Annotated in this window: 20 protein-coding genes; 6 read left to right on the top strand and 14 right to left on the bottom strand. The window is 54.8% G+C overall.

What is annotated here, in order from left to right; genetic code table 11:
- Positions 1 to 50 precede the first annotated feature (50 nt).
- On the top strand, positions 51 to 389 hold the full coding sequence (gene glnB / locus GKAS_RS00775) for a nitrogen regulatory protein P-II (protein ID WP_002914032.1): 339 nt from the start codon (positions 51 to 53) through the stop codon (positions 387 to 389).
- Positions 390 to 437: 48 nt separating this feature from the next.
- Here the strand turns inward: glnB and dtpD are convergent, their stop codons facing one another.
- The 5 genes from dtpD to hmpA form a co-directional block, all read right to left on the bottom strand.
- Positions 438 to 1901, bottom strand: coding sequence for a dipeptide permease DtpD (gene dtpD, locus GKAS_RS00780; protein ID WP_035891331.1), 1464 nt, complete (start codon positions 1899 to 1901; stop codon positions 438 to 440).
- A 68-nt stretch (positions 1902 to 1969) separates the two neighbouring features.
- Complete coding sequence (cadA, locus tag GKAS_RS00785) at positions 1970 to 4114, bottom strand: lysine decarboxylase CadA (protein WP_035891521.1); 2145 nt, start codon at positions 4112 to 4114, stop codon at positions 1970 to 1972.
- Positions 4115 to 4204: 90 nt separating this feature from the next.
- A complete protein-coding gene (gene cadB / locus GKAS_RS00790; protein WP_035891338.1) occupies positions 4205 to 5536 on the bottom strand; it encodes a cadaverine/lysine antiporter in 1332 nt (443 codons plus the stop codon).
- Positions 5537 to 5889: 353 nt separating this feature from the next.
- On the bottom strand, positions 5890 to 7407 hold the full coding sequence (cadC, locus tag GKAS_RS00795; protein ID WP_035891340.1) for a lysine decarboxylation/transport transcriptional activator CadC: 1518 nt from the start codon (positions 7405 to 7407) through the stop codon (positions 5890 to 5892).
- A gap of 146 nt (positions 7408 to 7553) precedes the next feature.
- Positions 7554 to 8744 carry an NO-inducible flavohemoprotein gene (gene hmpA, locus GKAS_RS00800; protein ID WP_035891342.1) on the bottom strand — a complete coding sequence of 397 codons (1191 nt, stop codon included), beginning with the start codon at positions 8742 to 8744 and terminating at the stop codon, positions 7554 to 7556.
- A 326-nt stretch (positions 8745 to 9070) separates the two neighbouring features.
- Here hmpA and glyA point away from each other — a divergent pair, with 326 nt between their 5' ends.
- A complete protein-coding gene (gene glyA, locus GKAS_RS00805) occupies positions 9071 to 10324 on the top strand; it encodes a serine hydroxymethyltransferase (protein ID WP_035891344.1) in 1254 nt (417 codons plus the stop codon).
- A 79-nt stretch (positions 10325 to 10403) separates the two neighbouring features.
- Here glyA and GKAS_RS00810 read toward each other — a convergent pair whose 3' ends face one another.
- The 6 genes from GKAS_RS00810 to hcaE all read right to left on the bottom strand — a co-directional run bounded on the left by GKAS_RS00810 (position 10404) and on the right by hcaE (position 15192).
- Complete coding sequence (locus tag GKAS_RS00810; protein ID WP_035891345.1) at positions 10404 to 10826, bottom strand: DoxX family protein; 423 nt, start codon at positions 10824 to 10826, stop codon at positions 10404 to 10406.
- 148 nt (positions 10827 to 10974) lie between these two features.
- A complete protein-coding gene (gene hcaD, locus GKAS_RS00815; RefSeq protein ID WP_035891347.1) occupies positions 10975 to 12177 on the bottom strand; it encodes a phenylpropionate dioxygenase ferredoxin reductase subunit in 1203 nt (400 codons plus the stop codon).
- 9 nt (positions 12178 to 12186) lie between these two features.
- Positions 12187 to 12999, bottom strand: a complete 813-nt coding sequence (gene hcaB / locus GKAS_RS00820; RefSeq protein WP_035891348.1) for a 3-phenylpropionate-dihydrodiol/cinnamic acid-dihydrodiol dehydrogenase — start codon at positions 12997 to 12999, stop codon at positions 12187 to 12189.
- Entirely contained in the window at positions 12999 to 13316 is a 318-nt protein-coding gene (hcaC, locus tag GKAS_RS00825) for a 3-phenylpropionate/cinnamic acid dioxygenase ferredoxin subunit (RefSeq protein ID WP_035891350.1), read from the bottom strand. The genes hcaB and hcaC overlap by 1 nt, the downstream gene beginning before the upstream one ends.
- Positions 13316 to 13834 carry a 3-phenylpropionate/cinnamic acid dioxygenase subunit beta gene (gene hcaF, locus GKAS_RS00830; RefSeq protein ID WP_035891351.1) on the bottom strand — a complete coding sequence of 173 codons (519 nt, stop codon included), beginning with the start codon at positions 13832 to 13834 and terminating at the stop codon, positions 13316 to 13318. The genes hcaC and hcaF overlap by 1 nt, the downstream gene beginning before the upstream one ends.
- Positions 13831 to 15192: a 3-phenylpropionate/cinnamic acid dioxygenase subunit alpha gene (gene hcaE, locus GKAS_RS00835; protein WP_035891352.1), complete on the bottom strand. Its 1362-nt coding sequence runs from the start codon at positions 15190 to 15192 to the stop codon at positions 13831 to 13833. The genes hcaF and hcaE overlap by 4 nt, the downstream gene beginning before the upstream one ends.
- Positions 15193 to 15328: 136 nt before the next feature.
- On the opposite strand from hcaE, the gene hcaR reads away from it, so the two are divergent.
- Together hcaR and GKAS_RS00845 are read left to right on the top strand one after the other, a co-directional pair.
- Entirely contained in the window at positions 15329 to 16219 is an 891-nt protein-coding gene (hcaR, locus tag GKAS_RS00840) for a DNA-binding transcriptional regulator HcaR (protein WP_035891353.1), read from the top strand.
- A 144-nt stretch (positions 16220 to 16363) separates the two neighbouring features.
- Entirely contained in the window at positions 16364 to 17500 is a 1137-nt protein-coding gene (locus GKAS_RS00845; RefSeq protein ID WP_035891354.1) for a 3-phenylpropionate MFS transporter, read from the top strand.
- Here the strand turns inward: GKAS_RS00845 and csiE are convergent.
- On the bottom strand, positions 17497 to 18774 hold the full coding sequence (gene csiE / locus GKAS_RS00850) for a stationary phase inducible protein CsiE (RefSeq protein ID WP_035891355.1): 1278 nt from the start codon (positions 18772 to 18774) through the stop codon (positions 17497 to 17499). The genes GKAS_RS00845 and csiE overlap by 4 nt on opposite strands.
- A 116-nt stretch (positions 18775 to 18890) precedes the next feature.
- Between csiE and GKAS_RS00855 the strand changes: the two genes are divergently transcribed.
- Complete coding sequence (locus tag GKAS_RS00855; RefSeq protein ID WP_035891523.1) at positions 18891 to 19529, top strand: DUF1007 family protein; 639 nt, start codon at positions 18891 to 18893, stop codon at positions 19527 to 19529.
- Positions 19520 to 20500: a nickel/cobalt transporter gene (locus GKAS_RS00860; RefSeq protein WP_035891356.1), complete on the top strand. Its 981-nt coding sequence runs from the start codon at positions 19520 to 19522 to the stop codon at positions 20498 to 20500. Before GKAS_RS00855 ends, GKAS_RS00860 begins: the two co-directional genes overlap by 10 nt.
- Positions 20501 to 20565: 65 nt before the next feature.
- Here GKAS_RS00860 and GKAS_RS00865 read toward each other — a convergent pair whose 3' ends face one another.
- The gene (locus GKAS_RS00865) at positions 20566 to 20994 is read right to left on the bottom strand and encodes an OsmC family protein (RefSeq protein WP_035891357.1); all 429 of its coding nucleotides are present in this window, start codon (positions 20992 to 20994) and stop codon (positions 20566 to 20568) included.
- 144 nt (positions 20995 to 21138) lie between these two features.
- Entirely contained in the window at positions 21139 to 21942 is an 804-nt protein-coding gene (gene suhB / locus GKAS_RS00870; RefSeq protein WP_035891358.1) for an inositol-1-monophosphatase, read from the bottom strand.
- Positions 21943 to 21958: the final 16 nt, after the last annotated feature.

Raw genomic sequence — 21958 nt, forward strand, 5'->3', positions numbered from 1 at the left:
TTTATGATACGGTGAGCAACCGGTTACGCGATAAAAACGACAGGAACACCATGAAAAAGATTGATGCGATTATTAAACCCTTCAAACTGGATGACGTACGTGAAGCGCTGGCGGAAGTTGGCATCACCGGGATGACGGTAACGGAAGTGAAAGGTTTTGGCCGTCAGAAGGGACACACCGAACTGTACCGCGGTGCGGAGTACATGGTGGACTTTCTGCCGAAGGTAAAAATTGAGATCGTGGTGACCGACGATATCGTCGATACCTGTGTGGATACCATTATTCGTACCGCGCAGACCGGTAAAATCGGCGACGGCAAAATCTTTGTCTTCGACGTGGCGCGCGTGATTCGTATCCGTACCGGCGAAGAAGACGACGCAGCAATCTAATCGAGGTGGGCCGGATGATGGCGTTAACGCCTTATCCGGCCCACTGCTTTACTCGTCGGCCTGCGCCAGCGGTACGCTGGACGAACCCAGCAGACGTTTCAACGCTACCAGCACCACAATCAACGCCACCACGCCCAGCGTCCATTCCCCCATCTGCGAGAAAAAGTGCCCATAGGCATCGATAGCCGTATCGCTAATTTGTGATTCGGTGGTTTTCTGCGCCACCACGCCCGCCAGCCAGTTGGCCACCGAGCCGGTTGCCAGCATGTAGATGCCGGTCAGCACGCCGGTTACGCCGGGCAGGTTCAGTCGCGTAATCTGCGCCATCGCCACCGGGTCAATAAACAGTTCGGCGAAGCCCATCAGCGCCAGTCCGGCGACCATCATGCCCATCGATGCCTGACCGTGCAGTTGAGCACCGTGCGCGTTCAATGCCAGCAGCATAAAGCCCGCGCCCATTAGCACCAGCCCGAACGCGAACTTCAGCCATACCCGCAGGGCGGAACTGATGCTGCTTTCCGGACGCGCAAGCCAGGCCAGCACCACGCCCGCCGTCATCACTGCCACGGCGTTGACCGACTGGAAGAGGGCGGTAGGCACCTCGAAACTCAGCCAGTGACGGTTAACAAAATGGTCGATGAACAGGCTAATAGAACTACCGCCCTGCTGGGCCAGTACCCAGAACAGCGTCCCGGTCAGCATCAACAGAATGATTTGCCATAGCGCGCGGCGATGTTCCGGGAAACGCAGCATAATGCGCGCGACGATAACCGTCGCGACCGCGCAGACCAGCGCCAGCAGATAGCCTGACCAGTCATTTTGCAGCAGCAGGGTGAAAAACAGCGGTGCGGCGCACAGCATCAGCACCAGCCAGCCCCAGGTCGGCAGGACGAACTTCACCGCCCGTAGCGCCGGTTGGTTAACCCCCTGCGTATGACGGAAGTGGCGATGGCCGCTTAAGAACACGATAAGGCCAATGAACATGCCGATGCCCGCCAGCGCGAAGCCGACGTGCCAGCCGTACCACTGCGCTGCCAGCCCGCAGGCGATAGGCGCGGCGATAGAGCCGATATTGCCAGCGGCGTAGAGCAGCGAGAAACCACCGTCACGGCGATGGTCGTCTGGTTCGTACATTTCACCCAGCAGGCAGCTGATGTTGGATTTAAACAGCCCGTAGCCGCAGATAATAATCGCCAGTGCGAGATAAAGGCTCCACGTGGAGTCCGATTCCACGCCGAGCACGATATGCCCGAGCGTCATCAGTAGCGCGCCTGCAATGACGGCGGTGCGGTTGCCGAGCAGGCGGTCGGCGAGCCAGCCGCCCAGAATAGGGGTCACATAGACCAAAGAGGCGTAGGCGCTGAAGAGGTCGATAGCGTGGCTATCGTTGAAGCCAAGCTGGTGGGTAAGATAAAGGATGAGCAGGGCACGCATGCCGTAAAAACTGAAATATTCCCAGATTTGAATCGCCACGATGTAGTAGATCGCGCGCGGTTGTGAGGGTGTTTTCATCTCGACTCCTTGCTGTGTGAATGCATGAAAAAGGGAAGTGGCAAGCCACTTCCCTTTGGTCTTTCTAATTATTTTTTAGCGTCTTTCAGCACTTTAACCGTGTAACGACCATCGGCTTGACGATACGCGCCGTGGATGTCGGTTTCAAAGCCTGGGTAATGCGCGCCGATTTCGCACAGCATCTGCAGGAACTCCAGCACCGGACGGCTCTCTTCGGTGATCATCTCACCTGGCATCACCAGCGGTACGCCTGGAGGATACGGCAGGATCATGTTGGCGTTGATGCGGCCAACCACTTCATCCAGGTACACCTCTTCCGTTTCGCCGTGCAGCTCTTTCTGGAACGCTTCGAACGGCGTGATTTCCATGGCTGGCAGCACTTCGAACGCGCGGAACATCAGATCCGGCAGGTTGTGGTGCTCAACCAGTTTATGGATGCTCTGCGCCAGCTCCTGGATACGCATGTTTTCATAGAATTCAGGCGCTTCCTGGTACAGCGAAGGCAGAATGTTTTTCACTCGCAGGTTCAGGTCAAAGGCGCGTTTGAACTCGGTCAGCGCGCGCAGCAGGCTCAGCGCTTTGGTTTTATCGATGCCGATGCTGAACAGGAACAGCAGGTTGTATGGGCCCGTTTTCTCAACGATGATGCCGCGTTCGTCGAGGTACTTAGCCACCAGGCTCGCCGGAATACCGAAGTCGTCCATGGTACCGTCTTTCTTCATGCCCGGAGTCAGGATAGTGACTTTGATCGGGTCGAGGTACATGTGTTCATTGTCGATATTTTTGAAGCCGTGCCATGCGCTGTCAGAACGCAGCGGCCAGCAGTCAGGGCCGTCGATGTGCTCAGGCTGCCAGACGTCGAAGAACCAGCCTTCGGACTCGCCTTTCAGACGTTTGATCTCTTTACGGAACTTGATAGCGCGTTCGATAGAACCGTTAATCAGACGCTTACCGGCATTGCCTTTCATCATCGCCGCGGCGGTTTCAGTGGATGCCACGATACCGTAATGCGGAGAGGTGGTGGTGTGCATCATGTAGGCTTCGTTGAAGGTCTCTTCGTTGATGTCGCCCTTCACGTGGATCATCGATGCCTGAGAGAACGCTGCCAGCAGTTTATGCGTGGATTGGGTCTCATAAATCACTTTGCCTTCAACACGGTCGCCGCTCATCCCGCATTTACCCGCATAGATTGGCGAGAAGTTGGTGTAAGGCACCCAGGCTGAGTCGAAGTGGATGGATTTCACATCCAGCGTCTTCTTGATGTAGTCGGTGTTGTACAGCAGGCCATCATAGGTGGAGTTGGTGATCACCGCGTGCACCGGCCAGGTGGCGTTTGGCGTAGCTTTCACGCGTTTTTCAATGGTAGCGCGCTGGAATTCGCTCTGCGGGATGCCGCCGAGAATACCGTAAGCGTTACGGGTCGGGCGGAAGTAGATCGGTGTGATGTTGCTCATCATCATCAGATGCGTCAGCGATTTATGGCAGTTACGGTCGATAAGCACCGTGCTGCCCGCCGGTGCGGAGTACATCCCGACGATTTTGTTCGCGGTTGACGTACCGTTAGTCACCATATAGCTACGTTCGGCGTTAAAGACGCGCGCGATATACTCTTCGGCTTCTTTGTGCGGGCCGGAATGGTCCAGCAGAGAACCCAGCTCGGAAACGGAGATAGAGATGTCAGATTTCATGGCGTTAGGGCCGAAGAAATCATGGAAGATGCTGCCTACCGGGCTTTTCTGGAAGGCGGTGCCGCCCATGTGGCCTGGCGTACAGAAGGTGTATTTGCCCTCACGCACGTATTTGAACAGCGCTTTGGTCAGCGGTGGCAGAATGGTATCGATGTATTCGTCGGTGCTCTGGCGGATTTTCGCCGCGATGTCTGCCGCTGCGCCCAGCGCATACTCGAAGAAGCGAACCTGCATGCGCAGATCGTTGAGGCTAACGTCCAGCGTGGAGTAGCTGTTGGCAAAAGCGTAAACCGGCATGTACTCGTTCAGCGCGCTAATCTCTTCGCACAGCTCAAGGTTGTACTTATCCCAGTCGAAAATCACGCCGCAAAGATTGGCATTATTTTCAATCAGCTTCAGCAGGTCTTCACGGTCATTTGGGTAAACGATGCGGAAGTTCAGGCCTTCCAGTGCACGATGAAGTTCACGAATAGGCTCTTCTTTAAAGTAGACGCCCATGTGGTTCATGATAGCAATAACGTTCATAGTCATAGTCATGTTTCCGGATAAAGAAGGCCCCTCCCGCAATGATGTTGCAGGTGAAGGAAGGAGCCTTAGAGAAATGAGGGGGAGCGATTAAAGCGCTTCAGCCGTTTTGTTTTCGTCGTCGCTATGCTGACGCTGGTGCATTTTGCGACCATAGAACATCAGGATGACCAGGCTGACGATAAAGGTGCCGGACAGTTCGAAGGAGCTTGCGCCCATCAGCGCGATGAAGCAGAACGCACAGCCCAGAACCGAACAGATAAGGCTCACGAAGTTGCGCACGTTGATGCCTTCGAAGCGAATCAGGTCAACGCAGGAGTAGAAGTAAGGCAGCATGGTCAGCAGTACGGCAATACCGGTCAGTTCGCCGAACAGGTCAGAGGCTTTACCGCCGCTGGAGTTCATCACAGTGATGATAATCATCAGACCGGTCATTTTCAGGGCCGCCAGCAGCAGGCCTTTCTTAGGAATGCCGTTTTTATCAAGCTCGCCATACACTTTCGGGAAGTTGCCGTCGTCGGCGGCACGCACGCCTGCCTGACCAACCAGCATCATCCAGGAGCCCAGAGAAGTCAGGCACGCGAAGGCGGTAAAGGCGGAAACCAGCGGTGCTGCCCAACCGCCCAGAATGGTAGAGGCGCTGACGGCAAACGGTGCACCGGAAGAGGCCATCACGGAAGCCGGGTACATACCGGAAATAACCTGAGTGGCGGCGATATAAACGATACCTGCCAGCGCGGTACCCAGCATGGTTGCCATCGGTACGGTACGTTTCGGGTTTTTCACCATGCCGGTGCTGACAGCGGCAGATTCCACGCCGACGAACGCCCACAGGCACAGCAGAATACTTTTGATAACCGCATGTGGATCGGTGGTGGTTGAGGTGTTCCAGTTTGCGTGGTAGGTCGCCATATCAAACCAGTGCCAGCCGACAACGGCGGTCAATACAACCGGAATCAACACCAGGAACAGGCCGATAGTGGTCAGACGGCTTACCCAGGTACCACCCAGCATGTTGATAAAGGTGAACAGCCACACGATGGCGATACACGCGATACCGGCAGGAATCGGGTTATTGAGAACTGGGAAGTAGGTAGATAAATAGGAGACCGCAGTAATACCGATGGCCAGGTTACCGATCCAGTTGGCGTGGTAATAAAGTACGCCGGTCTGGAAACCGAAAGCCGGAGATAATTCGCCAGCGTACGCAATTGGACCACCCTGCTGCGGGTTTTTTGTCGCCAGTCGGGCGTAAACGTAAGCCAGTGACATGGCACCAATAATAGAAATAACCCAGCCCCAAATAGCAATACCACCGATGCTGGCGAGGTTCGCAGGTAATAGTGCAATACCGCTCCCCATCATATTCCCGGCAACAACGCCGGTACAGGCAAATAGCCCGATCTTCTTGGCAGAACTCATGTTCGTTTCTCCTGAACAGTATTTTTAGGACCGGATCGCAGAATGAGTAATACCAAGTGACCCGACCAACTGACGGCAATTATTACTGAGCAGGCTAAGAGAAGTCCTAAAGTAAAAGTGAAATTAAAACAAACACAGAAAAGATGAGGTCTTTACCTTTTTCGCGTAACACATCAGGATAAAAACTTTATATCAGGAAAAGGTAAATGAAGACTAATTACAAATGGTTAGGTGGTGGTATCTTGCGGAGGTTGATGTTGCTGCAAAGTAACAATTAATACCTTGCGGCAACATCAATATTACATTAAGAAATTGATTATTTAACCAGAATAATCGAATAGTCTGGCTAACGATTACTCATTGATTAAAAATGTCTGCAAATAAGGGACTATTTTTTCTATCGACGTCTGGAATACGCCGTTTTGAATCCAATACAGCGTGTTCTCGCCAGGACGTAAATTGAATGCCGTAATATACGCATCTGCCGCCAGTCGACTCTCGCCTTTCATTTCATAAGCCTTACCGAGCAGCACGTAGTTTAGCCATGACATCTCCAGCGCAATGCTTTTATTGATGGCGTCATAAGCATTATCAACGTGGCCTTTACTTAAATAATCGATAGCTTTAATGCGATAAAGTACGGCGCTGTTTTGAATTTCCGGCATCTGCTCCACGCGCGTTAATTCTTCATTCAACGCTGCCAACTGCTGGTTATCAAAAGGCTGCTGAGATTGGCGTAATACATCCACCATTGTTTTTTGTGCGGAGGCGTACGAGAAACCAGGTGAAGATTTAATAATGCTGTCGAGCAGGGTGCTAGCCTTGTTTAACGACGGCGCATCGCCAATCGACACCAGCTGCAACGCCTGGTAAAACTGCGCCAACGACTGTGCTTCGGGCAGCTTAAGCCGCGTCAGCTGCTTCTGCATCTCTTCAGGCCACGGCTGTGCCAGGACGCTGGAGAGGCTATCGAAGAGATCGCTCTGGATGGAAACCAGGTTACTGTCGGTCACGAAGTAGCGTTTATCGAGCATCGTGGAAGCATCGGCGTTGTCGACCAGAAGGACGGACATAAAGCATTGCTGGGCGCGATAGTGGCGCTGGTTAACGAAGCTGATGGTCAGCGTCTTACCCGAACTGCTGGGTTCATTGACGTTATAGTTGGTTTTGTCATGAACCATAAAGGTTGAGTAAGTGTTCAGCGAGGTGGTAATCAACGTCCCGAGGCCGATGGCATAAGACTGCTGAGAAACCCAGTTATTACAGGAGGCTCCTGGCTCAAAGCGGACGTCAATATCACGCGGGTTAAGCAGCAGATGCGAACGCGTCACCTGTGGGTGCGGGCGGACTATGGTCAACAGGACCATAGCAATCAGCACGCCTAGCGACAGTAAAAAGGCGCACTGGGTCCAGAAGTTGGCAAACCAGCGGCGATTTTTCTGCGTGGCTGGCGCTTGTACAGACGGTTTTTGCGTCGGGACGACCGGCGCTATCTCGGGGGCGGTCGCATCCAGAGGTACCTGCGTTTCATCTTTTATGTCGGACTCATCAAGCCAGGTGACCGCTGCCGTTAACTGATAACCGCGTTTGGGTACGGTAATAATGTATTCAGCGTTGCTGTCCCCGCCGTCGCGCAGCGACTTACGCAGCTCTGAAATACTCTGAGTGACCACGTGACTGGTGACGATATTACGCATCCAGATGTTATCAATGAGTTCGTCACGACTCAGTACTTCCCCCGGGTGACGGGCGAAATACATTAATAGATCGATTAACCGAGGTTCGAGGGTGAGCTGGCGTCCGGGCCGGCTGATTTGATTAACTGAAGGCGTGACCAGCCATTCTCCAACGCGCACAACGGGCTGTTGCATAACAATAAGTCACCAAAGGAAAAATAATGGGAGAAGTTATTAATGATAACACAGTTGAATACCCTATTTTTTGACTCGGGAGAGCGTTAATGAAGAGAGTCTGGTGCGGTGAGCGGGTAGAAAACTACCCGCTCGGAAAGAAAAGATTACAGGACTTTATGCGGGCCGAAGCATTCGTAATGAATACGCTCGGCGTTGACGCCTAAGGCAACCAGCTGTTTTGCCGCGTGCTGCATAAAAGCAACCGGGCCGCACAGATAGAATTGCATCTGCGGGTCACGAAGCTTATCGGCAAGCGTTGAGAGCGTCATCAGCCCTTCGCTGTCGAATGCGTTGGACTGGCGGTCTGCGTCGGTCGGGGTGCGATACCACAGGTGCGACGTGAAGTCAGGCAGCGCGCTACCCAGCGTTTTCACCTCATCGGCAAAGGCGTGAACGTCGCCATTTTCGGCTGCATGGAACCAGTTAACCTGTGCTGGGTGGTGGTTTTTAGACAGCGTATCCAGCATCGCCAGCATCGGCGTTTGCCCCACGCCGCCGGAAATCAGCGTGACCGGCGTCTGCGGGGTGACGTTCAGGAAGAAGTCGCCAGCAGGTGCAGCCAGATAAACCACATCACCTTCTTTTGCTGCGTTATGCAGCCAGTTCGATACCTGACCGCCGTTTTCACGTTTCACGGCAATGCGGTAGCCTTTACCGTCTGGTTTACGGGTCAGAGAGTACTGACGAATTTCCTGATACTCGAAGCCTTCCGGCTTCAGCCATACCGCCAGATACTGGCCCGGCTGATAATCCGCAACCGGCTGACCGTCCACCGGTTCCATCTCGAAGCTGGTGATAAGTGCACTGCGCGGCGTCTTTTTCACGATGCGGAAGGCGCGGGTGCCTTCCCAACCGCCGGTTTTGCTGGCGTTATCCTGATAAATCTCGGCTTCGCGGTTGATAAACACGCCCGCCAGCACACCGTAGGCTTTGCCCCAGGCGTCCAGCACTTCCTGGCCCGGGCTAAACATCTCATCCAGCGTCGCCAGCAGATGCGCACCAACGATGTTGTACTGCTCCGGCTTAATCTGGAAGCTGGTGTGCTTCTGGGCAATTTTCTCTACCGCTGGCAGCAGTGCAGGCAGATTTTCAATATTGCTGGCGTAGGCGGCAATGGCGTTAAACAGCGCTTCACGCTGGTCGCCGTTACGCTGGTTGCTCATATTGAAAATCTCTTTCAGCTCCGGATTGTGGGTGAACATCCGATCATAAAAGTGGGCGGTGAGCTTCGGTCCGGTTTCAACCAGCAAGGGAATAGTGGCTTTTACGGTGGCGATGGTTTGAGCGTCTAGCATGGCAGGTCTTCCTTTCAATGTTATCTAATGTTGCATGTTAAATGCATCTTATAAAAATACCCCTGCTTTGTAAATGGTTCTTTGAAGTAATGCGCTATTGCGGTTACAACTTGAATTATTCACATCACAATCCTGAAAAGAAATCCGTGTCCCTGTCGTAGCCCTTTATTCCTCAACCCCTTGTGTGGCGTGGAGGTAAACGTTTGCGTAATTTCGTTTGTCAAGACCTGTTATCGCAGAACTAATCAGTTATACTGTTGGCCGTTGTCCAATTGGACTGCCTTTTCAGGCCAAAATTTAATTGTTAGCTGAGTCAGGAGATGCGGATGTTAAAGCGTGAAATGAACATTGCCGATTATGATGCCGAACTGTGGCAGGCTATGGAGCAGGAAAAAGTACGTCAGGAAGAGCACATCGAACTGATCGCCTCCGAAAACTACACCAGCCCGCGCGTTATGCAGGCGCAGGGTTCTCAGCTGACCAACAAATACGCTGAAGGTTACCCAGGCAAACGCTACTACGGCGGTTGCGAATACGTTGATATCGTTGAACAGCTGGCGATCGACCGTGCGAAAGAACTGTTTGGCGCAGACTACGCTAACGTGCAGCCGCACTCCGGCTCTCAGGCTAACTTCGCTGTCTACACCGCGCTGCTGCAGCCGGGCGATACCGTGCTGGGTATGAACCTGGCGCAGGGCGGCCACCTGACTCACGGCTCCCCGGTTAACTTCTCCGGCAAACTGTACAACATCATCCCTTACGGTATTGATGAGTCCGGTAAAATTGACTACGACGAGATGGCTAAGCTGGCTCAGACCCACAAACCGAAAATGATCATCGGTGGCTTCTCTGCTTACTCAGGCGTTGTAGACTGGGCAAAAATGCGTGAAATCGCAGACAGCATCGGTGCTTACCTGTTCGTCGACATGGCACACGTTGCCGGTCTGATTGCCGCAGGCGTTTACCCTAACCCGGTTCCACACGCACACGTTGTGACCACGACCACTCACAAAACCCTGGCGGGTCCACGCGGTGGCCTGATCCTGGCGAAAGACGGTAGCGAAGAGCTGTACAAAAAACTGAACTCCGCCGTGTTCCCAAGCGCGCAGGGTGGCCCACTGATGCACGTTATCGCCGGTAAAGCGGTTGCGTTGAAAGAAGCGATGGAGCCAGAGTTCAAAGTTTACCAGCAGCAGGTTGCTAAAAACGCTAAAGCGATGGTGGAAGTGTTCCTGAACCGCGGCTACAAAGTGGTTTCTGGCGGTACTGAAAACCACCTGTTCCTGCTGGACCTGGTGGATAAAAACCTGACCGGTAAAGAAGCTGATGCCGCGCTGGGCCGCGCTAACATCACCGTTAACAAAAACAGCGTACCGAACGATCCTAAGAGCCCGTTCGTGACTTCCGGTATCCGTATCGGTTCCCCAGCGGTAACTCGCCGCGGCTTCAAAGAAGCTGAAGTGAAAGAGCTGGCTGGCTGGATGTGTGATGTGCTGGACAACATCAACGATGAATCTGTCATCGAAAGCGTCAAAGCAAAAGTGCTGGATATCTGCGCTCGCTTCCCGGTTTACGCGTAATCGCTAACCGTAAGATGCAAAAAAGGCCGCGTATGCGGCCTTTTTTTATGCCCGATAAACGTAGCGCCATCGGCAATTTTCAGCGTCTATCTAACGAAATTTTCCCCGGCCCGACAATCGCCAGCAACAGGAACGCGCCTGAAATACTGACATTCTTGTAGAAGTTAATCATGTTTGGCATCACCGCATCACCGGTCATGTTCCAGAAGTGGTGGCCAATCACCGCCGTCCCCAGAGTGTAGAAGATAAAAAGCACCGCCAGCGGACGGGTAAAGAAGCCCAGAATCACCAGGATAACGGCAGGCACCTCCATCACAATCGCAATAATGGCGGCGAGGGAAGGCATCGGTGCGCCCGACGCCGCCATATATTGTACCGTCCCGTCGAAGTGAAGCATTTTGGGATAGCCGAAAAGAATAAACAGCAGCACGATGGCGATACGGGCGATCAGCAGTAGCAGATCGCGCGAAGCGCCGAAGTCGAGATAGCGAAGCGAGTTCATGGCAGTTCCTTTGTGTAAGTACGTCTGATTTAAACGTAATACACAATTTTGTGACCTGCCACACAGGATCGTGAAATCAGTATTCTGGATGGTGTTTTTACGAGCGATCCCCTCACCCTATTAGGGCGAGGGAGTGCATCACACAGGTTTATAGTGACTTCAACGGCACCTGTTCATCACAAAGTGATTCTTTACTCACTGACCGTCCCGACTGTATCAGCTTGCGCAGCACGCGCACTTCCCGCCCATTATTCAGCGCGACAGCTCCCACCAGAGAGCCTTCATATAGCTGAAACCAGATGGCTTTTCTGTCATCTGGATTACCGCGACAAAGCCAGTTTTTGCCCTGCATCTCACCGACAAATTGGATGTTATCGCTGTATTGGTCAGTCCAGAACCAACCTGGCGTGGCGTCGGGCAGGGGTAAGTCGAGCATCGAAGCGGCGGCAACCTGCGCCTGGAAATTAGCATTTTCCCAGCTCTCAATCCGGCGTAGCGAACCGTCTGCCAGGCGGGTTATCGCCACATCGCCAGCGGCGAAAATGGCCGGGTCTGCGGTGGCGCAGGTGGCGTCGACAATAATGCCGTTAGCCGTCTCCAGCCCCGCATCGCGGGCCAGCGCATCGTTCGCCACGATACCGATACCGTAAATCAACGCATCGGCCTGTAGCGTCTCGCCGTTTTGCAGCGTGAGTGTGAGACATTCCCCCGCCTCGGCATGCTCGATAGCGCTGTTGAGCAGCACCCGAACGCCTGCCAGCCGATGACGGGCTAATAAGTACTCGCGTACCGGTGCCGGCGCGTTGCGACCCATGACGGTCGGGGCAAGCTCGACCACCGTGACCCGGCAGCCTCGCTGGGTTGCGCTGGCCGCTAATTCCAGACCAATGGTGCCTGCGCCGACGATAACGATGGAATGTCCCGGCTGTAACGCACTGCGCAGACGTTCGGCATCTCCGGCATGACGCAGCCTAAAGCAGCGATCGCCGAGGGCATCCAGCAGCGATAGCGGCCTGGCGGCGGCACCGGTTGCCAGCAGTAATTGGGACCAGCGGTAGGTTTGCCCATCGGCGAGCGTCAGCGTGCGCGCCGCGCGGTCAATCTGACGCAGCGTGACGCCGAGGTGCAGCTGTACGTTGTGTTCCTGCCACCAGTTGGGCGGCAGCACCGGCTGGAGCTGCGGGTTGTCGTCTAATAGCATCGCTTTTGATAGTGGCGGACGCTCATAGGGCAGATGTATCTCGTCCGAGAAAAGATGCAGTGCCCCATTAAATCCCTGCTGGCGAAGCGCGGCGGCGGCCATTGCCCCCGCCTGACCGCCGCCGATGATGGCAATACTCTGTTCATTCATGATGACTCCTTAGAGATCCAGACCGGCTGCTACGTGGCGGATCCCACGGATCCCCAAGCCTGCATCGGCATTGATCATGACGCCGCTCAATGTACGATTATTTCTACGGGAGGCCAGCATGACGTAAGGGCCGGTAAAATCTGCCGGGTCGGGGAAGAACTGCAGCGGCAAAATGGCGGCAATTTTCTCCGGCGTCAGCGACTGCATGATCGAGGTATCCTTTTGTCCCAGCGCCTGTGGGCCGCGCAGGTCAGTCGCCATACCGCAGGGACCGACTCCGTTGACTCGAACTTTGGGCGCGAGTTCGTAGGCTAACTGACGAATCAGCCCGGAGGCCGCATGTTTGCTGGCGGTGTAAAGCGGGCCGCCACCGCCCGGATACCAAGCGGCGTTAGACAGTGTGAAGATGATGCTGCCTTCACTTTCGATAAGCGCAGGAGCACAGGCTTTCGCCCCCAGCAGGTAGCCCAGCACATTGACGTTAAACAACTCGTGGAATCCACTCTCCAGTGCGTCGGCAGGGGTATTCACCAATGAGGCGTTGTGATCCCAGATGCCCGCGTTACCGATAAAACAGTCCAGCTTGCCGAAAACGGTCAAAATCTGTTCTATTGCGCGCTGGTAGTCCGCGTAGCAGGTGACGTTACCTTCCACTGCCAGTACGTGCTCGCCAAAGCGCTGACGCAGGCTGGCGACTTTTGCGGATGACAGCTCCAGCGTGGTAACTTTTGCACCTTCTTCAATAAAACGCTCGACCAGCGCCAGACCCAGACCGGAGCCGCCGCCGGTAATAAAAACGACGTTATCACGTAAATCGCTCATCAGGCCTCCTCGGGCATATCGATAAATACCTCACCACCTTCGACGTGCACCGCGTAAGTGGCGAGGGCATCGGTGGCGGGTAAGCACAGCGCCTTACCGGTTTTCAGGCAGAAACTGGCGGCGTGCAGCGGGCATTCCACCGTGGCATCGTCTTCCAGATAGCCTTCGGACATCGAGGCGTTGCCGTGGCTACAGCGGTCATTAATGGCATAAAACTCGCCGCCAATATGGAACAGGGCGATAACGGGTGAGGTTTCCAGGCGAAGGGCTTCCCCCTCCGCAAGCTCCGCAGTGGAGCAGGCGAATACACGGTTCATCAGAAAAGTACGCTCAGGTTATGGGAGGAGATCACTGCCTGATCGAGCACGATCTCACGTGCCAGCAGACGCCACTCGTCGCCAGGCAAACGGCGGACTTTATCCACGCGAGTGCCGACATAAAAGGTTTCATCACGTTCTTTCTGCGCGCGAGACAGCAGATAGTTCAGGCGCACGCTGAAGACATCCGGCTGGTCGGTTTCACTGACCTGCAGGTTGCTGATGAGGTGACGGGTACGGGAAGGAGGCTCTTCCGCCCACGCCATGCCGGTTTCCAGGCGTGCAATTCGGCGCTCGAGCTGATCTTTGTTATCGTTAAAAATCCATGTCGTTGGCGGCTGTACACCTTTGCGACGATCGCGGGTTTGGGCGTTAACGGTGGTGCGCATGGTGTAGCGAATATCCTCATCCAACTGCGCCAGCCAGTCGCGGAACTGCCAGTCGTCTAGCAGACGCGCTTCTTCATACAGGAACTGGCTGATGCGGTGATGTAGCTCAAGGGAGACAAATGGGCTCATTTCATCACCTCCTGCTGATAAGCGGCGGTTTTTTCCTGCACTTCCTGCCAGCTTTCGCTGCTGAGCAGGTCGGCCCAGCGCTGGTACATACCGCGGGCGGCGGTTTCCGAGAAGATATAGTTAGTTATTCCCGGAATGCCGTCTTCACGGCGTTTTTCCTGGCCTAACCCCATCGACATACACAGCGTGGTATTGCGAGCCCGATACCCCTTTAGCAGTTTCTGGATTTCACACCAGTTTTCTGAATCATCCTGCTCAAGGAACCCTGCCGGGCCGAAGGCGCGAGTGGCGCTGTTTTCGAACGCCGCTTTCACTTCATCAGAGGCGGCTTTATCGGTAATGCAAAACGCCCACACTTCCACCTGGTCCGGCCCTCGTGGGTGCCACACGCGCAGCGTGGCGGTGCCGTTCAGCCAGGAGAGCGTTGGGAAAATGTTGTTGTGGCCGGCAAGGCGCAGGGCTCGAACTTTGCCCAGCCGCTGTTCGGCCTCAGCATAGGTGTCGCGATAGTAGCTGGAGACTTCGCCGTCGACCCAGACGTTAGCATCCGGCTTTTCGGTAAAGAAGAAACCGCTGCCGTGACCGTCCTGGCCGAACTGCAGTGCATCTTTGGCGGTTTCCCATACCGGGCGGGCAGTCTGACCATCACCCAGACGCTTATCGCTGCCGTCATCTTTTGCGCCCAGAACCTGCACGGCGGAGGCGTGGCTAAACAGCGCATGATATTGGTCGCTGGCAAACTGTTCTGCTGGGAACTTCCAGTTGCAGTCGATGACCCATTTTTGCACGCCGCCGACGATTTCAGTACCGCCTTCGCGGCGGTCAAGCACGCCGTCGAGATACCAGGCGATATCACCCAGATAGTCGCGCAGTGTCGGTGCACTGATGTCCCAGTTGCCGAAAATCAGCCCTTTATAGCTCTCGACGCCCGGCACTTCATTCAGCCCCCAATGTGACTTACACAGCCCCTGTGGGAAAGCGCGAGGTTCCAGTGGTACGTCAATCAGCTCGCCGTCAATACCGTAAGACCAGCCGTGGTACGGGCAGGTAAAGGCGCGGGTGTTGCCACAGTCGGCGTAGCTCACGCGCATCGCCCGGTGGCGGCACTGGTTAAGGAAGGCTTTGATACTGCCGTCTTTCTGGCGCACCACCACCACGGCATCTTCACCCATATAGGTATTAAAGAAGTCGCCGGGTTTCGGAATTTGGCTTTCATGGGCGAGAAACAACCAGCAGCGACCAAAAATTCTTTCCAGTTCAAGCTGGTAGATTTCAGGGTCGCTGTAAATACGAGGCATGACGCGGCCATTTTGAGTGTCAATGAGACGGTAAACATCGGGCGTAGTTTTTATGGTCATATTTTTTAATCCTGCGGGGTAAGAGGTATTGACCTTTTCTTTTTTGTGTCATTCTTATGTTGCTTGTGGGTTATCGGTATGTGAAATAGATAATTTCTACCAGCTGAGACGTTTTATCGATAACAAGGAGGAATGCATGGAATTGAGACACCTACGCTACTTCGTCGCGGTGGCGCAGGCGTTGAACTTCACTCGTGCGGCGGAAAAACTGCATACTTCTCAACCTTCGTTGAGCAGCCAGATTCGCGATCTGGAGCAGTGTGTGGGGGTATCGCTGCTGGAACGTGATAAGCGTAAGGTGACGTTGACTGCTGCCGGTGAATGTTTCTTGCAGGATGCGCTTTCCATCCTCGATAGCGCGGACCAGGCCAAGCTTCGTGCCCGCAAGGCGGCGTTGAATAACGAGCGTCTGACGATTGGCTTCGTCCCCTCCGCTGAAGTCAATTTGCTGCCAAAAGTGTTGCCGATGCTGCGCCTGCGCCAACCGGATACGCATATTGAACTCGCCAGCCTTATCACCACTCAGCAGGAAGATAAGCTGCGCAGCGGTGAGCTTGACGTTGGGTTGATGCGCCACCCGATTCACGGTCAGGATATTGAATCCATAGAACTCTTCCATGAGCCGCTGGTGGTGGTGTTGCCAGCAGGCCATCCGCTAGCTAGTGAGAACTGCATTTCAGCGCAACAGCTTCACGGCGTCGATTTTGTGACCACCGATCCTGATTACTCCGGCGAACTGTCTGCGGTGGTGAAGGCCTGGTTTGAGCAACAGAACAGCCAGCCGAATATCGTGCAGGTGGCGACGAATATTCTGGTGACGATGAACCTGGTTGGCATGGGGCTTGGGGTCACTTTGATACCCGGTTATATGAATAATTTTAATACCGGGCAGGTGGTTTTTCGGCCAATAAAGGGCGATACACCGACGCTGGCGCTGCTGATGGCATGGAAAAAAGGTGACCTGAAACCGGCGCTGCGCGATTTTATCGCACTGGCGCAGAGACCGCTTGCTTTGGCGGAGGCATAGTTGTCGACGCTATGCCATCGTTTGCGTGTAAGGGGATAGACAGTAAGGTGATAGCAGTCACAATTTTTTGCTAAGCGTGCGCGTTAGTTCTCTCCAGTATGTGGGTTCAGTCATTAGACTATGCGCTCCACAACGGGAGGAACCATGGTTTTGCACTCCACGCGCTGGCTGGCGCTCAGTTACTTCACCTACTTTTTTAGCTACGGTATTTTTCTTCCTTTCTGGAGCGTCTGGCTCAAAGGCGCAGGGCTATCGCCCGAAACCATCGGTCTGCTGCTTGGCGCGGGGCTGGTTGCCCGTTTTCTGGGAAGCCTGCTGATTGCGCCGCGCGTGAGCGATCCTTCGCGCTTAATCAGCGTACTGCGCATTCTGGCGCTGATGACGCTGCTGTTCGCCGCCGCGTTCTGGGCGGGAACGCAGGTCGCCTGGCTGATGGTGGTGATGATCGGCTTCAACCTGTTCTTCTCGCCGCTGGTGCCATTGACCGATGCGCTGGCGAATACCTGGCAAAAACAGATAACCATGGACTATGGCCGGGTGCGACTGTGGGGCTCGATTGCCTTTGTGATTGGCTCTGCGCTCACCGGTAAGCTGGTCAGCCTGTTCGATTATCACGTGATTTTGTTGATGCTGAGCCTTGGCGTCGCGTCGATGCTGTTGGGGATGCTGCTGAAGCCTTCGGTGATGCCGCTCGGCGAAACTCGCCATCAGGAGAGCGTTGGTTGGCCAGCCTGGCGCTCCTTAATCACGCAAAACTGGCGCTTTCTCGCCTGCGTCAGTCTGCTTCAGGGGGCTCACGCGGCCTATTACGGTTTCAGCGCCATCTTCTGGGAAGGGGCAGGATATTCGGCATCGGCCATCGGCTATCTGTGGTCGTTGGGCGTGGTCGCCGAAGTGGTCACTTTTGCGCTGAGCAAAAAAGTTTTCCGCCGCTTTAGCGCGCGGGATCTGCTGCTGCTGTCGGCGGTTTGCGGCGTTATCCGCTGGGGGCTGATGGGCTGGACCACGAGCCTGCCGTGGCTGATTCTGATTCAGATCCTGCATTGTGGCACCTTCACCGTCTGTCATCTGGCGGCGATGCGCTATATTGCCGCCCGCCAGGGAAGCGAAGTCATTCGCCTGCAGGCGGTCTACTCGGCGGTGGCGATGGGCGGCAGTATTGCGGTGATGACCATGTTCTCCGGTTTCCTTTATCAGCATCTCCATCAGGGGCTGTTCTGGGTGATGGCGCTGGTGGCACTACCGGCACTGGTGCTGCGACCAAAAACCGTCGCCCGCTAGGTCTCCAGAATCTTGCAGATATGCTGCTGCTGGTGCTCGCTGAGCGGTTGCTCGGCGTGGATCAGCGGCGGCGAAAACAAGGGCAGGGCAATCGCGTAAGGCGAGATAACCAGCGTGCTGTTTTTCGGCGCGCCTTCTTTCTGGAACGTATTAACCGCCAGGTATTTCACGGTCAGCGGCAGCAGCGTCAGTTCGCGAAGCTGCTGTTCTATTTCTTGCTCAAGCACCGGGTTATTTCCGGTCAGCAGTACCACCTGTTTTTCCTGTAGATCGCTTTCCTGCATCAGTCCTGCTCCAAAAATTACCGCAATCAGCGCCGCTTCATCGTCGCTAAAATTCAGGCTATAGCGGGTTTCAAAATCACTTAGCGCAGCGCGGGTGGTACGAATTAAGCGCGGGTAGAGGCGGTGGATCTCTTCGGGGAGATGATGATCGATACCGATCTCAAACACGCAGCGGTTCAGCGCCTGCGACAGATGCACGTAGAGTTGATCGTGCAGACCGCGCTCATCGGTGAAATGGCAGTGCGCTTCATGTTGAAAACGATCGACCAGCCTGGCAATTGCCAGATGCAGCTGTTTATCCTGCTCACGCCCATCAAACAGAGGGTTGGGCACCTTCAGCAGCATAAACAGCAACGCGAGGAAGTGCTGCTCGTTATGATTCGGCGTCTGCATAACGCGTCGCTGCCAGTGATGGACAATATCCGCCGCCATCTGGTATTCAACGGTCGACTGTGTCCAGGCGCTTTGTAGCGGAGTAAAGCGTGGGCTTTCTCCCTGATGGTGCTGTAGCAGACAGTATTGCAGATACAGACGCAGGAACTGCCCGTCGCGACATTCGAATTCGCGCTGCAGGTTGCGGGCACAGCGGTTTACCAGCGCCTGCAGGTTGGTTTCATCGTACAGCGTACGAGGAATTTTCAGCCGTTTGAGCTGCGTTTTAAGTGCCGGTGTAAAATGTTGGGTAACAAATTGGGGGCATAAACGCAATGCGCGGCGAAGCCAGTGCAGCAAGCACAGGCGCAGGTCGAGAGTGGTGCCTTCAATCCGATAGCAGCCATCCGCCTGAGTGGCGATCGCCAGACGATGGTAACGCTCAACCTCCTCTCCGGCTTCAATGACATCTTGCCGGGCGGTGGAAACATCGACATTATTCACCATGCCAATGTATTCCGCCGTGATGGAATGACCAGGGAGATAGAGCATCAGCAGCGCCTGGCAGCGGCGCTGCGGACTGGAAAGCACAGATGGCGGTTCGAGTACGGTCATCATCTGTTGGGATCCAGCAGCAGGTTATGAGCTTAAGAATAGACAAAAGATAACGGTAGCTAATGAGCTTTAGCTAAGGAATGCAGGTGACGGTCACAGAATTTTTCACTGAGGAACGGATGAAGAGAGTGAAACAATGCGCGGTTCTGACGTTTCTTACGCTTTTATCGGCAAACGCCGGCGCGCATCCGCATAGTTTTATTACCATCACCAACCAACTGGTGGTGGCCGATGGCAAGCTGACCGGCATGAAAATGCGCTGGGTGATGGATGAGCTCACCTCGGCGGATTTGCTCTATGACGCGGGGAAGGCGAAACCGGGCGATGAGGTCTGGAAAAAACTGGCGGCGGAAGTGATGGCAAACGTGCTGGGACAGCACTATTTTACCGAGTTCTGGCACGACGGAAAAAAGGTGAAGTTCGAGAATCTGCCAACCGCTTACGGCCTGGCTCGTCAGGGGCATCAGGCGGTGCTGACCTTTACGCTACCGCTGGCAACGCCGCAGCCGCTGGCGGGACAGACCTATACCTTTTCCACTTTTGACCCAACGTACTATGTCGATATGAGCTATGAAAAGGACGGTGACGTCGCGTTCGGCCCTGATTTCAAAGGGGCATGCAAGGTCAGCGTTCATACGCCAAAACCGAACGAAGACATGCTCTCCTACGCGCAGTCGCTCGACAAAGCGGATGCACCGCCGGAGGACATGGACCTTGGAAAACAGTTTGCTCAGAAGGTGACTATCGCATGTCAGTAATCTCCTTTAACCGCCGTACGTCGCGCCGCTGGCTTCCACTCTGGCCGCTGCTGTTGTTCTTCATCGTCGCCGCCTTCGGCCTGCTGTGGCTTTGGCTCGCCTGGCCGCAGGTCATGATAAAAAGCGTTATCTGGCAGCGCGATGTTAACCAGCAGATGAGTGGCCTATTAAAAGCGGTGGCGGAGAATCCGACTCAGGCGGGTGGGGCGCTACTGTTGTTTAGCTTTGTCTACGGCGTGCTGCACGCGCTGGGGCCGGGACACGGAAAGGTGGTAATCACGACGTGGCTGGCAACCCATCCTTCAAAATTAAAATCCAGTATTGGCCTCACGCTCGCCGCTTCTTTATTACAGGGGCTGGTGGCAATAGGGCTGGTGGTGGTGGTCCTGACGCTGTTGCAGCTTCCGGCGAGGCAGCTGCATCTCAGCAGCTTTTGGCTAGAGAAGGGCAGCTATGCGCTCGTGGGCGTACTCGGACTCTTATTGTGCTGGCGGGCGCTAAAAAAGCTGCGCGCACTCCTGCGCAAGCCGAAGTTTACCGCGTTTACGCCGCACCACGTTCATGACCAACACTGCGGATGCGGTCATCAACATATGCCAGACCCGAAACAGCTTGAGCGCGATGAAGACTGGCGTGCCAGGCTGGTGATCGTGCTGTCGATGGGAATGCGTCCCTGCTCCGGGGCCATTATGGTGCTGCTGTTTAGTAAAGTGATTGGCGTGTTCGGCTGGGGCGTTGCCTCCGCGCTGGCGATGGCGGCGGGTACATCTATCACCATCTCTTCTCTGGCGCTGCTGGTTCACGCTTTTCGCACCCTTGCGGTGAAACTCAGCGGCAATCGCACGCCGGTACTCTGGCGGCAGGTAGGCTGGACGACGCTAGCGCTGGCAGGTGGGGTGATTCTGGTGGCTGCGGCTGTGGTCATGTGGGTGAGCGCAGTGCCGGTCGGTAGAGGGTTAAGGCCGTTCTAAAGCTGAAATGCTGGTCAATAAGGTGACCAGCATGCTTTCACGAGGGGATTCGGCCAGCTTTAACGTTAGTTCAACGTATAATTCAGCGTGATTTCAGCCTTCAACACCTGGGAAACCGGGCAGCCCGCTTTGGCTTTCTGGATGATGCCATCAAACTGTCTCGGATCGATACCGGGCACTCTCACCTTACTTTGCAGGGCGATTTTGGTAATGGCAAATCCGCTATCGGTTTTGTCCAGCGAGACGTCTGCCGTGGTATCAATGGTATCAGCGGTATAACCCGCTTCGCCCAGCATCAGTGATAACGCCATCGAAAAACAGGCTGCGTGTGCGGCGCCAATCAGCTCTTCCGGGTTGGTGCCTTTTGCGCCTTCAAAGCGAGTATTAAAGCCGTAAGGTTGTTGGTTAAGAACGCCGCTTTCGGTAGAAACCGTCCCTTTTCCGCGTTTGATATCGCCTGACCAGTGCGCTGAACCATGCTTGTGAATTGTCATTCTCATTCTCCTTTTGGCTAACAAAAGGTTAAGTATAGACGACGGATTTGGCAGTAACGGGAAGCGCGATAATTCTGGGGCAGGGGAGGGGTAAAAAAAAGAAGCCCACAACGGGGCTTCTTCTTAATGACGCAATGTCCGGACTTAGCGCTTCAGCGCTTCGCTCAGCTCGTCACGCATGTTCGCCAGCATGGCTTTCACGATGCGTGGGTTACCAGCAACGATGTTGCCGGTCATCATGTAGTTGTGGCCACCGGTGAAGTCACAAACGATGGAACCAGACTCACGAGCGATCAGTTCGCCAGCGGCGAAGTCCCATGGCTTCAGGCCGATTTCGAAGAAACCGTCAACACGCGCAGCGGCAACGTAGGCCAGATCCAGCGCAGCGGAACCGGAGCGACGGAAGTCCGCGCATTCGGTAAACATTTTGCCGAGGATGTTCATGTAGGCAGGGGCGTGCTGTTTCACTTTGAACGGGAAACCGGTCGCGATGATGGTGCCATCCAGGTCGCGGGCAGTGCTGCCACGCAGACGGTAACCGTTAAGCTGTGCGCCCTGACCGCGAGTCGCGGTGAACAGTTCGTTGCGCATTGGATCGTAAACCACAGCCACTTCAGTACGGCCTTTGATGCGTACGGCGATGGAAACGGAGAAGTGTGGAAGACGTTTGATAAAGTTGGTGGTGCCATCCAGTGGATCGATAACCCATTGAACATCCAGATCTTCGCCAACATGTTCACCGCTTTCTTCGGTGATGATGGTGTGTTGCGGGTAAGATTTGCGAATGGTGTCGATAATCATCGCTTCAGCGGCTTTATCAACGTTAGTCACGAAATCGTTGCTGCCTTTCTGGCTCGCTTCAACAGCTTCTGGTGTTTCGTAGTTTTTGGCAATCAGGTTACCCGCCTTGCGCGCTGCGCGCACGGCGATGTTCAGCATCGGATGCATCAGGTTACTCTCACTG

This window comes from Kluyvera ascorbata ATCC 33433 (assembly GCF_000735365.1).
GTDB classification, from domain to species: Bacteria; Pseudomonadota; Gammaproteobacteria; order Enterobacterales; family Enterobacteriaceae; genus Kluyvera; species Kluyvera ascorbata.

What these genes read in the sequence shown, in the direction of transcription:
- dtpD (WP_035891331.1), bottom strand. Translation starts at nt 1,901, where the DNA reads ATGAAAACACCCTCACAACCGCGCGCGATCTACTACATCGTGGCGATT.
- cadA (WP_035891521.1), bottom strand. Translation starts at nt 4,114, where the DNA reads ATGAACGTTATTGCTATCATGAACCACATGGGCGTCTACTTTAAAGAA.
- glnB (WP_002914032.1), top strand. Translation starts at nt 51, where the DNA reads ATGAAAAAGATTGATGCGATTATTAAACCCTTCAAACTGGATGACGTA.
- hcaD (WP_035891347.1), bottom strand. Translation starts at nt 12,177, where the DNA reads ATGAATGAACAGAGTATTGCCATCATCGGCGGCGGTCAGGCGGGGGCA.
- hcaF (WP_035891351.1), bottom strand. Translation starts at nt 13,834, where the DNA reads ATGAGCCCATTTGTCTCCCTTGAGCTACATCACCGCATCAGCCAGTTC.
- hcaB (WP_035891348.1), bottom strand. Translation starts at nt 12,999, where the DNA reads ATGAGCGATTTACGTGATAACGTCGTTTTTATTACCGGCGGCGGCTCC.
- cadB (WP_035891338.1), bottom strand. Translation starts at nt 5,536, where the DNA reads ATGAGTTCTGCCAAGAAGATCGGGCTATTTGCCTGTACCGGCGTTGTT.
- cadC (WP_035891340.1), bottom strand. Translation starts at nt 7,407, where the DNA reads ATGCAACAGCCCGTTGTGCGCGTTGGAGAATGGCTGGTCACGCCTTCA.
- GKAS_RS00855 (WP_035891523.1), top strand. Translation starts at nt 18,891, where the DNA reads ATGAAGAGAGTGAAACAATGCGCGGTTCTGACGTTTCTTACGCTTTTA.
- hcaE (WP_035891352.1), bottom strand. Translation starts at nt 15,192, where the DNA reads ATGACCATAAAAACTACGCCCGATGTTTACCGTCTCATTGACACTCAA.
- GKAS_RS00845 (WP_035891354.1), top strand. Translation starts at nt 16,364, where the DNA reads ATGGTTTTGCACTCCACGCGCTGGCTGGCGCTCAGTTACTTCACCTAC.
- GKAS_RS00865 (WP_035891357.1), bottom strand. Translation starts at nt 20,994, where the DNA reads ATGACAATTCACAAGCATGGTTCAGCGCACTGGTCAGGCGATATCAAA.
- glyA (WP_035891344.1), top strand. Translation starts at nt 9,071, where the DNA reads ATGTTAAAGCGTGAAATGAACATTGCCGATTATGATGCCGAACTGTGG.
- hcaC (WP_035891350.1), bottom strand. Translation starts at nt 13,316, where the DNA reads ATGAACCGTGTATTCGCCTGCTCCACTGCGGAGCTTGCGGAGGGGGAA.
- hmpA (WP_035891342.1), bottom strand. Translation starts at nt 8,744, where the DNA reads ATGCTAGACGCTCAAACCATCGCCACCGTAAAAGCCACTATTCCCTTG.
- hcaR (WP_035891353.1), top strand. Translation starts at nt 15,329, where the DNA reads ATGGAATTGAGACACCTACGCTACTTCGTCGCGGTGGCGCAGGCGTTG.
- GKAS_RS00860 (WP_035891356.1), top strand. Translation starts at nt 19,520, where the DNA reads ATGTCAGTAATCTCCTTTAACCGCCGTACGTCGCGCCGCTGGCTTCCA.
- suhB (WP_035891358.1), bottom strand. Translation starts at nt 21,942, where the DNA reads ATGCATCCGATGCTGAACATCGCCGTGCGCGCAGCGCGCAAGGCGGGT.
- GKAS_RS00810 (WP_035891345.1), bottom strand. Translation starts at nt 10,826, where the DNA reads ATGAACTCGCTTCGCTATCTCGACTTCGGCGCTTCGCGCGATCTGCTA.
- csiE (WP_035891355.1), bottom strand. Translation starts at nt 18,774, where the DNA reads ATGATGACCGTACTCGAACCGCCATCTGTGCTTTCCAGTCCGCAGCGC.